This is a genomic window from Streptomyces sp. NPDC005899 (assembly GCF_040629645.1).
In the GTDB taxonomy this organism is placed as follows: domain Bacteria; phylum Actinomycetota; class Actinomycetes; order Streptomycetales; family Streptomycetaceae; genus Streptomyces.
The window spans coordinates 1-11,748 of sequence record NZ_JBEXWB010000198.1 but is presented as its reverse complement, the minus strand read 5'-3'; the positions used below and the strand labels follow the sequence as shown (position 1 = coordinate 11,748).

The 11,748-nt window shown below is 70.7% G+C and carries 8 protein-coding genes and 1 pseudogene; 7 read left to right on the top strand and 2 right to left on the bottom strand.

All coding sequences use genetic code 11. The features are described from left to right. Positions 1–106 precede the first annotated feature (106 nt). Positions 107–1,951: a thiamine pyrophosphate-requiring protein gene (locus ABZ371_RS21010; protein WP_358681804.1), complete on the bottom strand. Its 1,845-nt coding sequence runs from the start codon at positions 1,949–1,951 to the stop codon at positions 107–109. A gap of 587 nt (positions 1,952–2,538) precedes the next feature. Here ABZ371_RS21010 and ABZ371_RS21005 point away from each other — a divergent pair. Both ABZ371_RS21005 and ABZ371_RS21000 read left to right on the top strand, forming a co-directional pair. Then, a complete protein-coding gene (locus ABZ371_RS21005) occupies positions 2,539–3,690 on the top strand; it encodes a GAF and ANTAR domain-containing protein (RefSeq protein WP_358681802.1) in 1,152 nt (383 codons plus the stop codon). Between the two features lie 282 nt (positions 3,691–3,972). Continuing rightward, positions 3,973–4,176: a cold-shock protein gene (locus tag ABZ371_RS21000; RefSeq protein ID WP_045556499.1), complete on the top strand. Its 204-nt coding sequence runs from the start codon at positions 3,973–3,975 to the stop codon at positions 4,174–4,176. A gap of 812 nt (positions 4,177–4,988) precedes the next feature. Here the strand turns inward: ABZ371_RS21000 and ABZ371_RS20995 are convergent. Further along, entirely contained in the window at positions 4,989–5,159 is a 171-nt protein-coding gene (locus ABZ371_RS20995) for a hypothetical protein (protein ID WP_358681799.1), read from the bottom strand. Between the two features lie 290 nt (positions 5,160–5,449). On the opposite strand from ABZ371_RS20995, the gene ABZ371_RS20990 reads away from it, so the two are divergent. The 5 genes and pseudogenes from ABZ371_RS20990 to ABZ371_RS20970 all read left to right on the top strand — a co-directional run bounded on the left by ABZ371_RS20990 (position 5,450) and on the right by ABZ371_RS20970 (position 11,629). After that, complete coding sequence (locus ABZ371_RS20990) at positions 5,450–6,673, top strand: right-handed parallel beta-helix repeat-containing protein (RefSeq protein WP_358681796.1); 1,224 nt, start codon at positions 5,450–5,452, stop codon at positions 6,671–6,673. Positions 6,674–6,879: 206 nt separating this feature from the next. Beyond that, complete coding sequence (locus tag ABZ371_RS20985) at positions 6,880–8,202, top strand: ammonium transporter (RefSeq protein WP_358681793.1); 1,323 nt, start codon at positions 6,880–6,882, stop codon at positions 8,200–8,202. Next, positions 8,199–8,566 (top strand): annotated as a pseudogene (locus ABZ371_RS20980) (P-II family nitrogen regulator). Before ABZ371_RS20985 ends, ABZ371_RS20980 begins: the two are co-directional and overlap by 4 nt. A 175-nt stretch (positions 8,567–8,741) precedes the next feature. Then, positions 8,742–9,209: an Rrf2 family transcriptional regulator gene (locus ABZ371_RS20975; RefSeq protein ID WP_358681790.1), complete on the top strand. Its 468-nt coding sequence runs from the start codon at positions 8,742–8,744 to the stop codon at positions 9,207–9,209. A gap of 857 nt (positions 9,210–10,066) precedes the next feature. Continuing rightward, entirely contained in the window at positions 10,067–11,629 is a 1,563-nt protein-coding gene (locus ABZ371_RS20970; protein ID WP_358681788.1) for a polysaccharide lyase family 1 protein, read from the top strand. Positions 11,630–11,748 lie beyond the last annotated feature (119 nt).

Below are 11,748 nucleotides of genomic sequence, written 5' to 3'. Positions count from 1 at the left end.
GCGGCCGGGGCTCCCGGTGGGGTGCCGGTACCGGTCCCCTGCCGCACGCCGCCCGGGGGGGGGGTCGGGTCGGGTCCGGCCCCGATCCGGCCCCGCGCCGGCTGGGTCACTTGTTCTCTTCGCTGCTGTCGTGCGATCCGGCACCGGGGCGGTCGTCGCGGTGGCGGCTGCCGGGCAGCATTTCCTGCACCTTGGCCTTGAGGCCCTGCTTCACCACGGAGCCGCGGTCGCTGTCGCCCTTGAGGATGGCGGTGGCCGCGGCCTCGATCTGGTCGAGCGAGGCGTGCGGCGGGATCGGTGGCACGGCCGGGTCGGTGCGGAAGTCGATGACGAACGGCCGGTCGGCGGCGAGGGCCCGGTCCCAGGCGGCCTCCACCTGCTTGGGCTTCTCCACCCGCACACCGTCCAGGCCGAGGTGCTGGGCGATCTCCGCGTAGGGCAGGTCGGGGATGTGCTGGGACTCCTCGAACTGGGGGGCGCCGGACATGGCGCGCATCTCCCAGGTGACCTGGTTGAGGTCGCCGTTGTTCAGCACGGCCACGATCAGCCGCGGATCGGACCACTCGCGGTAGTACTTCGCGGCGGTGACCATCTCCATCATGCCGTTCATCTGCATCGCGCCGTCCCCGACCAGGGCGATGGCGGGCCGGTCGGGATGGGCGAACTTCGCGCCGATCGCGTACGGCACCCCGGGACCCATGGTGGCCAGCGTGCCGGACAGGGAGCCGCGCATCCGGCCACGCAGCCGCAGGTGACGGGCGTACCAGTTGGCGGCCGAGCCGGAGTCGGCGCTCAGGATCGCGTCGTCGGGCAGCTTGCCGTCCAGGGCGTGGACGACGTACTCCGGATTGACGGGATCGGCGCTGACGGCGGCACGGCGCTGCATGACCTCCCACCAGCGGGCGACGTTCTTCTCGACCTTCTGCCGCCACGCCCGGTCCTGCTTGCGGTGCAGCTGGGGCAGCAGCCTGCGCAGCGTCTCGCGGGAGTCGCCGACGAGGTTGACCTCGAAGGGGTAGCGCAGCCCGATCATGTGCGGGTCGATGTCGATCTGCACGGCCCGCGCCTGGTCGAGGTCCGGCATGAACTGCGTGTACGGGAAGCTGGAGCCGATCATCAGCAGGGTGTCGCACTCCTGCATCAGCTCGTACGACGGCCGGGTGCCCAGCAGCCCGATGGAGCCGGTCACGTAGGGCAGGTCGTCCGGCAGGACGTCCTTGCCGAGCAGGGCCTTGGCCACACCCGCGCCGAGCACGTCCGCGAGCCGCTCGACCTCCGCCCGCGCGCCGCGCGCGCCCTGCCCGATGAGGACCGCGACCCTCTCACCCGCGTTCAGCACCTCCGCGGCCCGCTGGACGTCCTCCTCGGACGGCACCGGCGCGTACCGCCCCAGTCCGAGGCTGGAGGGCACCATCTTGAAGGCGTGGGTGGGCGGGCTGTAGTCCAGCTCCTGCACGTCGCCGGGCAGGATGATCGCGGTGACGGTGCGTTTGGCGTAGGCGGTGCGGAAGGCGCGGTCGATCAGGTTCGGCAGTTGCTCGGGCACCGTCGCCGTCTCGCAGAAGTCGGAGGCGACGTCCTTGTAGAGACTGGCGAGATCCACTTCCTGCTGGTAGGAACCGCCCATGGCACTGCGGTTGGTCTGGCCCACCAGCGCGACGACGGGTACGTGGTCCAGCTTGGCGTCGTAGAGCCCGTTCAGCAGGTGGATGGCGCCGGGTCCGGAGGTGGCCGCGCACACGCCGACCTTGCCGGAGAACTTCGCGTAGCCGACGGCTTGGAGAGCGGCCATCTCCTCATGGCGGGCCTGGACGAACTTCGGCTTGTTGTCCGCCCGCCCCCAGGCCGCCAGCAGACCGTTGATGCCGTCGCCCGCATAGGCGAAGACATGGTCGACATCCCACTCCCGCAGCCGCTGGAGGATGTAGTCGGACACCTTCGTGCTGGCCATGCAGACTCCGTTCCCGATCCCGTCGATGCACCACTGTCCCCGGCGTCCGGACCGTGCCCGGGGGACGCGCGGGGATGCGACTGTTCACGGGTAACCGTGCGGGTACGGTCGAAACGTCGCCCCCTCCCGTTGTCCGCCCGGTCACCCGCCGGGCGTCAGCCCAGGGAAGCGAGGAGGCCGTCGCGTCCGCAGGCTGCCGGGGGCCACCCCACGCCGCTGATCAACTCGCTGGGCCGGAACCGGGGACGCGCTCGACGCCTACCGGACTTTCGACCGGCGCGAACCCGGCTGGACGAAGGTCCCTCCTGCCCGCCACGACCGGCGTGGCGCACGACTACGTCACCGTCCTGCCGGGATGGACAGTGCCCCGGCACCCACGCCTCCGCGTGAGCAGCCGCAGGGGCGGCGGACGCGGGGGAGTAGCGTGGAAGTCCGGGGGCCATGCCGCTCGGTCACCAACGGGTGCCGGCCGGTGGCCCGCACCGGAGATGTCCCCTTCGGATCCGGAGTCCGTCGGCCCTGGTGGCACGGCGATCGACCCACTCCTGACCGGGGCGCTGACCCAGGTCACTGCGAAGGGACACCGCATGAGTGCCGAGGGCCCGTACGACAGCGGTCGCGTCACCCAGTGGCTGCTGGACACCGAGTCCTTGGAGCACTTCCTCCAGACGCTGGCCGACGCGGCTCTCGAACCGGCCCCCTGCGAAGGGGTCGGGGTGACGCTGGAACGGGACGGCCGGCCCATCACGGTGGTCAGCGCAGGACGGGCGGGGCCGAAGCCGGACGAGAAGCAGTACGGCCAGGACGACGGCCCCTGCCTGCGGGCTCTGCGCGGCGGCGAGGAGATCACCGTCCGCGAGATGCTGCACGAGGCCCGGTGGGGCGACTATCCGTCGTACGCCGTGTCCTGCGGTATCCGCTGCTCCCTCTCCCTGCCGATCGCCGCCCGAACCCACACCGCCGGCGCTCTCAACCTCTATGCCGCCTCGCCCGACGCCTTCGCCGACGCCGACCACCTCGCGGCCCTGCGCACCCTGGCCGCACAGGCCACCGGCGGTATCGCCCTGGCGCAGCGGATCAGTGACACCCAGGAGTCCGCCGGCCAGATGGAGACCGCCATGCGGTCGCGCGGCGTCATCGACCAGGCGCTCGGCATCGTCATGGGCGAGCACCGCTGCACCGCTGACGAGGCGTTCGGCGTCCTGCGCTCGGCCTCCCAGCACCGCAACATCAACTCGCGACCTTTGTGGCGAGTTGGTGGCCGACGTCAGCGGCCGACCTCCCGTGGGACCCGAGTTCCGGCGCCGCCAATGAAGAAGGCCGGTGCACGGCGCGGGGAGGTCAGCTCCGGCCGAGGGCCTCGGCGAGCTGCCTGCCCGGCTTCCGCGTCCTCGGGACGGCGTGCACGCACAGGCAGGTGCGACCGCGCACCTGGGCCACGACGTGCCGCTTCCTCCGGGCGCGGCCCCGGCGGGCCGCCCGGAGGCCGGTGGCCGCCGACGGGGACCGGCCGCTCGTGCCGGAAGCGACGCTGCGCCGCTTCTCGGCCGACCTCGACACGGGAGCGGCCGGTGTCCTCATCGGCGAGCACGGGCAGCGCGGCCGCGCCGAAGCGCGTCTTCGCGGGCGCCTGCCGGCACGCCCGCGGCGCGGCCGCGCCGTGGGCGGCAGCCGCCCGTTCCACCTGGGCGGTGGGCCGGTCGCAGTGGGCGGGCCTTGTGGAGAGCACTCGCCGGTAAATCAATATCTGTGCCCGCGGAATGAGGGTTCCACGGGCCGCGTGGTGAGGGTTCCTGCTGTGATGAGTAAGGCAGAATTGCGTAGCGGGCGTTGGCCGTTTCTGCGTGCTAGTGTCTTTCTCAGTTGCAGTTGTGGTTCCCGAACTTCTAGTGACCCGATCCGGCTCCCTGCCGGTGGGGTCGCTTTTGTATGACCGGTCATTTCCGGGCGGGGTAATCATCGCGGCGACACGGTGTCCGCACGGTGCGGATTCCGGTGTACTGCCCCTAAGGAGATATGACATGGCTGCTGGTACCGTGAAGTGGTTCAACGCGGAAAAGGGCTTCGGCTTCATCGAGCAGGACGGTGGCGGCCCGGACGTGTTCGCCCACTACTCGAACATCGCCGCCCAGGGCTTCCGTGAGCTGCTCGAAGGCCAGAAGGTGACCTTCGACATCGCGCAGGGCCAGAAGGGCCCGACGGCCGAGAACATCGTTCCGGCCTGACGCCTAGGCACATCATGCAGCTGGGGCCCGCACCCTTCGGGGGGCGGGCCCCAGCTGCATACGTTTTCCGTACGTGTTTCATCGGTGGCGCGGTGCGGGGGGCTCCGTGGCACCCTGTGCGCCGGTTCTCGCTCGGGAGGGGCACACGCCCTGAAAAAGGGCCACGCCGATGGCGTGGGCGCCCGAATTGCAAGCCCCGTCGGACTGCCCTTCTTGCTGCCTGATCCCCGGTGCGTTTCGGGTGACCGGAGTTTCCCTTTCCGTCATCCTTTCCTCCTTGGGTGGGACGTGTCGTGCGTACTTCGCTGGATATTTTCGGGCAGTGACGGGACGGGAGAGATTCCGTACGGATCCCACGCGCGCGAGCACGAGTTCCGCCCGTACCCGGAGTTCGATCCGCGCCCGGCGCGGCGCCGATGAGTCGAAGTCACCCGCGGGTCCGGGCCGGGCGGTGCCTCCCGGGCTGCGCCGGGCCGTCGGGCGGGCGTGGCCGTCAGTCCCTCCCGGATCGATCCTGCTGCAACACGGTGGCGAGTCCCAGGACGTGCACTCAGGGCTCACCCATGAAGCCCAGGAGCCTCTGGAGCCGACGCGCCGTGTGACGGGTACGGGTGAGTGACAGGACCGCCACCTCTTCGACGGGCCGGTTCCCCTCGGCGACCCGGTGGACCCGGAGCCTCGCGTACGCGCGGTGAGTCAGAATCCTCCGAGTGGCCCACGAGCCATCTCGACGGGGCTCATGCGCGTGGGGGAGAGCCTCCTCGTGCGTGCGTGATGCGGCCGTCCGTCACCGGCTGCTGTACAGCGTTGCCTCACGGTTCGCCGTTCGCGGCCCGGGAATCGGGCTTCGCCCCGGGCCTCGCCGCGACCCGGTGGCCCGCGCCGGCCGGCGCGCCGGTGGCGGTGTCCCGGAGACCGGGAGCGGTGTCACGGCTGATGGCGTCGGCCACACGTAAACGTTCAAACTGCTGAACAAGAATCATGTACGTGTCCATTGACGTGCTCACGTCATGCGACCTACTGTCCTTGTCGTCCGGTAGAAAGCGCTTGCCCCTCAGGTGGCCGGGTATGCAGCCGCTCGGTCCGCGTTCGCGCGGACGGCGAGTGGGTGGCCGCGTCACCGACTGCCGTGTCAGGAAGGACGCCCCCTGCGCCGGTGCCGGCGCACCGCCCCGGCCGCGCCCCACCCGGACGGAGCCGGACAACCGGCCGGTCACCGCATTCGCCCTCCGCCCCACCGGCCGGACGGATCAACCCGACCTGGAGACGAACTATGCAGAAGATCAACCCCGTCATCGCATGTGCCGGCCTGCTGGCCGGTTCGCTCATCACGCTGTCCGGGCCCGTGGCTCAGGCCGCGCCCACCCCCCACGGAGCCGCGGACGTCGCAGCGGTCAGCCCCGCGCCGGCCGCCGCTGCCCTGTACGTGGCTCCGGACGGAAGCGACGACGCGACGGGAACCGAGTCCGACCCCACGACGCTGGCCTCCGCGATCGCCCGTGTCGCGCCCGGTGGGGCGATCCGGCTCCGCGGTGGGACGTACTCGCAGTCCGCGACGGTCACCATCCCGCCGGGCAACGACGGTACGGCGAGCGCCCGTACGACGCTGTCCGCCTACCCGGGGGAGACCCCGGTCCTCGACTTCTCCGGCATGGCGGAGGACCCGGCCAACCGAGGGCTGGCGGTGAACGGGGACTACTGGCACGTCAAAGGCATCGTCGTCGAGCACGCCGGCGACAACGGGATCTTCGTCGGCGGCAGCGACAACGTGATCGAGCGGGTCGTCACACGCTTCAACCACGATTCGGGCCTGCAGATCTCCCGTATCGCCTCCGACACCCCGAAGGGCGAATGGCCGGCCCGCAACCTCGTCCTGAGCTCCGAGTCCCACGACAACGCCGACTCGGACGGCGAGGACGCCGACGGGTTCGCCTCCAAGCTCACCTCGGGCCCCGGAAACGTCTTCCGCTACACCGTGTCCCACAACAACATCGACGACGGCTGGGACCTGTACACGAAGACGGAGACCGGTCCGATCGGCCCGGTGACCATCGAGGACTCCCTCTCCTACGGGAACGGCACCCTCTCCGACGGCACCGTGAACTCCGACGGTGACCGCAACGGCTACAAGCTCGGCGGCGACGGCATCAAGGTCAACCACATCGTGCGGCGCAACATCGCCTACGACAACGGTCACCACGGGTTCACCTACAACAGCAACCCCGGCTCCATGACCGTGTCGGACAATGTCAGCGTTGACAACGCCGAGCGCAACTTCTCGTTCGACAAGGGCACTTCGGTGTTCCGGGACAACGTCTCCTGCCGCAGCGGCGACGGGTCGAACGACAAGACCGTGGGGGACGCGGACAGCTCCAACCAGTTCTGGACCGGTTCGAACGGATCGGCCTGCCCCGCCTACGCGGGTGCGATGGACTGGTCCTTCGCCGAGAACGGCTCCCTCGTCGTGACCTTCGGCGGCGACAGGGTGACGCCGTAGCCGTCACCCCGGTGGCGCGGGACTCCGCCACTCCGTCCACCTGACCGGGGCGGAGCGGCGGAGGACGCGGATCCCCGTCCGGTGAGGTTTCCGCCACCTTCACGCAATGAAACATCCCGGAAACGCGACGGCGTCCTCCGTGAAACGCACACCCGCAACCCTCTTCGGGCCGGACCCCCGCGCCGCTCCGAGGAGGGACCTCTCTCTTGACCCCCGTGACCCTGGCCTCGACCCGCCTCGACTCAGGCGACACCGCATGGCTCCTCGCCGCCACCGCCCTGGTCCTGCTGATGACACCGGGACTGGCCCTGTTCTACGGCGGCATGGTCCGTACGAAGAGCGTCCTGAACATGCTGATGATGAGCTTCGTCTCGATCGCCCTGGTCACCGTCGTCTGGCTGGCGGCCGGCTACTCGCTCGCCTTCACCGACGACACCTTCGCCGGGCTCATCGGCGGGCTCGGCCACGTGGGTCTGGCCGGCGTCGGCCCCGGCGACCTCACCGGCAGCGTCCCGACCCTGCTGTTCACCACCTTCCAGCTGACCTTCGCCATCCTGACCGCGGCGCTGATCAGCGGGGCGATCGCGGACCGGATGAAGTTCGCGGCGTGGCTCGTCCTCGTGCCCGTCTGGACGCTGCTCGTATACGTTCCCGTCGCCCACTGGGTGTGGGGGCCGGGCGGGTGGATCGCCGACTCGCTCGGAGCCCTGGACTTCGCCGGAGGGCTCGTCGTGGAGATCACCTGCGGAGCCTCTGGCCTCGCCCTGGCCCTGGTGGCGGGCCCCCGCATCGGCTTCAAGAAGGACGCCATGCGCCCGCACAACCTGCCGATGGTGGTGCTCGGCGCCGGCCTGCTGTGGTTCGGCTGGCTGGGCTTCAACGGCGGATCGGCTCTCGGCGCCAACGGACTGGCCGCCGCCTCGGTCCTCAACACCCTGGTCGCCGGATGCACGGGCCTGCTGGGCTGGCTCTTCGTCGAGCAGAAACGGGACGGCCATCCGACCACCTTCGGCGCGGCGTCCGGCGCGGTCGCGGGACTGGTGGCGATCACACCGGCGTGCGGAACGGTCGGCGTCCTCGGTGCCGTGGTCGTCGGACTCGTCGCCGGTGTCGTCTGCTCGTACGCGGTCGCGTGGAAGTTCCGGTTCGACTACGACGACTCCCTGGACGTGGTCGGGGTGCACTTCGTGGGAGGCGTCGTCGGCACGCTGCTCGTCGGGCTGTTCGCCACGGCCACCATGACCGGCGGCGCGGAGGGGCTCCTCTACGGAGGCGGAGCGGGCCAGCTCGCGCGGCAGGCGGTCGCCGTACTCGCCGTCGCCGCGTACACCTTCCTGGTGACCTACGGGATCGGCAAGGCGATCGACCGGCTCATGGGCGTGCGGGCATCCGAGGACGAGGAACTCACGGGCCTGGACCAGACGGTGCACGCGGAGAGCGCCTACGATCACGGCGGCCTGGGACACGCGGCCGCGCAGTCCCCGGGCAGGCCCGCTCTTCATCTCCAGGACAGGAGCAGCACCCCGTGAGGCTCGTCACCGCCGTCGTGAAGCCGCACCGCCTCGACGAGGCGAAGACCGTACCGCGGGATCTCGCGAGGCGATGACCGTACCGCGGGATCGCGGTGTGGACGGGCTGACGGTCACGGAAGCCAGGGGGTACGGGCACCGGCGCGGGCACACCGAGGTTTACCGGGGCGCCTAACAGCGGGTGGATCCGGCGCCTCAGGTCTGTCCGGAGGCCCTCGTCTAGGACGCGGACGCGGAAGCGGTCCTCGACGCGGTGGTCCGATCCGCCCGCGCCGGAGAGATCGGCGACGGCAAGGGGCAGGGGGGCTGCCCGCCGGGAGTCCGTACGGTCCGGACGGGCGAGCGAGGGCCCGCGGCCCTGTGAGGGCCAGGCCGGCCACCTCGCGAGGCGCCCCGGGCCGTGCCGCGCTCGTGCCGGCCGACGGGCGGGCCCGTAGGGCAAGGGCGTCCGGCCGGGCCGCCTACGGGCGGTGGCCGTCCTGGCGGACGTCCTCCGCCGACCCGGTGAGGGGCCTGTCCGGACATACAATGTCGGCATCATGCGAACGAGCAACGGCGTCGAGTGGGCCATCCACACACTGCTGAACCTGGCGGTCGTCGGAGGTGGCCCGGTGGGCAGCGGCCGGCTCGCGGACGCGCACGGGCTGCCGGCCGCCTACCTCAACAAGCAGTTGCAGCAGCTCGTGAAGGCAGGTCTGCTGACCTCCACGCCGGGCCCGCGGGGCGGGTTCCGGTTGGCCCGTCCCCTCGAGGCCATCACGCTCCTCGACGTCGTCGAGGCCATCGAGGGGGACAACCGGCTCTTCCGGTGCACGGAGATCCGGTGCCAGGGCCGGATCGGTGAGCTCGCTCCCGCCCCCACGGGAGCCTGCGCGGTGAACTCCGCCATGGGCCGAGCCGACCGGGCCTGGCGCGAGGCGCTGGCAGGGCAGAGCCTGGCGGAGATCCGGGCGGAACTCGACCGCACACCCGCGTTCGGGGAGATCGTCCGGTCCGCCCTGCAGTGATCCGGTCCACTCCGCGATAAGCCGGTCCACTCCACGATGAGCCGATCCGCTATGCAGTGATCCGATCCGCTCCACGATGAGCTGATCCGCTCCGGGCCGGTCCGGTCCGCCGGGGATGGTCCATGCCGCGCGTCCCGCTCCTGCACGGCGGCTGCGGGCGGCGCCTTCCGGGCGCCCGCGTGGAAGGGCCCCGGGCCGGAAGGTCCACCACCACGTGTGCGGACAGCTCCGACCTATCCGGTGCGGCGGCCGACCTCCGAGACGCGACGCCGCTCACACGCGAGCGGCGGGGGCCCCCTCCCGAGCGCTCACGCCCCCGCCGAACCTCGATCGTGCCGCCCCGGCCGCGCCGGACGGGAGCGCATTCCGCGGCAGGGGTGAACCCGCTCGGTCTGTGCGCGTCCAGAGCCTTGCCAGCCCGGCGCGCACGGCTCTATTCTCACCACCAGAAAGCGCTTTCTCTCCCAGTGGGCCCCCGTACCGGTGCAGTGAAGTCGCAGTAGCCGAAAGCGACTTGACGCATGAGCCGCCACCGATCCGGCGCGGGGTCCCACCAGGTTGTTCAGTGTCGAAGGCTCGTCGCGGTGGGTGGCTGTGCGGCCCCCCGTCGCAGTGGCCGCCGCTCCGGCGGTGCGGCCGGAGCGCGACCGCGGTGACCCCGCGGCCGGAGCCCGCGCACGCGCAGTCCGGGGCCGCCGCGAACGGCCGGCCTGATCGAAGTGAAGAGCACCGCCAACCGGGCCGACCGGGATCCGTCCTTCATGGAAAGGGTGGCCCGACGGCCTGTCATTAACCTGTCATGGCCATGCCATGCATCGGGTGATCCCCAGCATGTGAAGACGAACAGGGAGACAGACATGGGACGACCAGTCGCTCGGCGACTCTATGCGGGACTGGCCACGATGGCTCTGGCCGCCGCGACCGGGGCGGTTCTGACGATGCCTCAGGCGTCGGCGGCCACCGGGGGCGCCACCGGTTACGCCACCCAGAACGGTGGCACCACCGGTGGTGCCGGCGGGCAGACGGTGCGGGCCACCACGGGGACCGCCATTCACGCGGCCCTCTGCGGCCGGGCCAGCAGCAGCACCCCGATCACCATCCAGGTCGAGGGCACCATCAACCACGGCAACACCGCCAAGGTGTCGGGGAGCAGCTGCAACACCGCGGCCGGCGTGATCGAGCTCAAGCAGATCAGCAACGTGACGATCGTGGGCGTGGGCAGCGGGGCGGTCTTCGACCAGCTGGGCATCCACATCCGGCAGTCCAGCAACATCATCATCCAGAACGTGACCGTCCGGAACGTCAAGAAGTCCGGTTCGCCCACCTCCAACGGGGGTGACGCGATCGGCATGGAGAGCGACGTCCGCAACGTGTGGGTCGACCACACGACACTCGAGGCGTCGGGCGGGGAGTCGGAGGGCTTCGACGGCCTCTTCGACATGAAGGACAACACCCAGTACGTGACCCTCTCCTACAGCACCCTGCGCAACTCCGGCCGGGGCGGCCTCATCGGGTCGAGCGAGACCGAGCTCTCCAACGGCTTCATCACGTACCACCACAACCTGTACGAGAACATCGACTCCCGCGCACCCCTGCTCCGCGGCGGCATCGCGCACATCTACAACAACTACTACGTCAAGCTCAACGAGTCGGGCATCAACTCCCGGGCCGGGGCGCGCGCCCGGGTGGACAACAACTACTTCAAGGACTCCAAGGACGTCCTGGGCACGTTCTACACCGACGCGGCCGGATACTGGCAGGTCAACGGCAACATCTTCGACAACGTGACCTGGTCCGCGCCCGGCAGCGAGAACAACCCCGCCGGCCCGAACCCGAAGTCCAACACCAGCGTCACCATCCCGTACTCCTTCACCCTCGACGCCGCGAACTGCGTGCCGGACGTGGTGACCCGCACGGCCGGCGCGAACAAGGGGCTCCAGGTGTCGGACGGCAGCTGCTCGCCGCAGACGCCGGACCCGACGCCGGACCCCACGGACCCGACGCCGGACCCGACCGACCCGACGCCGGACCCCACCGACCCGACCCAGCCCAGCGGCACCAACCTCAGTCTCGGCGCCGGCGCCGACGGCACCAGCAAGGCCAGTGGCACGAGCTACGGCAACGTGCGGGACGGTGACCTGAACACCTACTGGTCGCCCGCCGGTTCGACGGGCGCCGTGTCGGTCAAGTGGGGCTCCGCCACGGCCGTCTCGAAGGTCAACATCCGCGAGGTGGCGGGTTCTTCCGGCAAGATCGGTTCGTGGAGGGTCGTGAACGGCGACACCGGTGCCGTCCTGACCTCGGGCAGCGGGGCGGGTGTGATCCAGTTCCCCACGACCTCGCTCCGCAAGATCACGTTCGAGATCACCGGTTCGACCGGGGCTCCGAAGGTCGCCGAGTTCGAGACGTACGCCGGCTAGCCGGACGTGGACGTCGCCCGCCACGGCGAGTTCCCCTGACGGGGCGGGCGGCGAGGTGGCCCGGAGGGCGGTGCCGGTGGGGACGTGTCCCCCGGCCCGCCCTCCGGGGCGCTCCCAGT

Coding starts and splice junctions, on each gene's coding strand:
- ABZ371_RS20990 (WP_358681796.1), top strand. CDS start 5,450: ATGCAGAAGATCAACCCCGTCATCGCATGTGCCGGCCTGCTGGCCGGT.
- ABZ371_RS20975 (WP_358681790.1), top strand. CDS start 8,742: ATGCGAACGAGCAACGGCGTCGAGTGGGCCATCCACACACTGCTGAAC.
- ABZ371_RS20970 (WP_358681788.1), top strand. CDS start 10,067: ATGGGACGACCAGTCGCTCGGCGACTCTATGCGGGACTGGCCACGATG.
- ABZ371_RS21005 (WP_358681802.1), top strand. CDS start 2,539: ATGAGTGCCGAGGGCCCGTACGACAGCGGTCGCGTCACCCAGTGGCTG.
- ABZ371_RS20995 (WP_358681799.1), bottom strand. CDS start 5,159: ATGATTCTTGTTCAGCAGTTTGAACGTTTACGTGTGGCCGACGCCATC.
- ABZ371_RS21010 (WP_358681804.1), bottom strand. CDS start 1,951: ATGGCCAGCACGAAGGTGTCCGACTACATCCTCCAGCGGCTGCGGGAG.
- ABZ371_RS21000 (WP_045556499.1), top strand. CDS start 3,973: ATGGCTGCTGGTACCGTGAAGTGGTTCAACGCGGAAAAGGGCTTCGGC.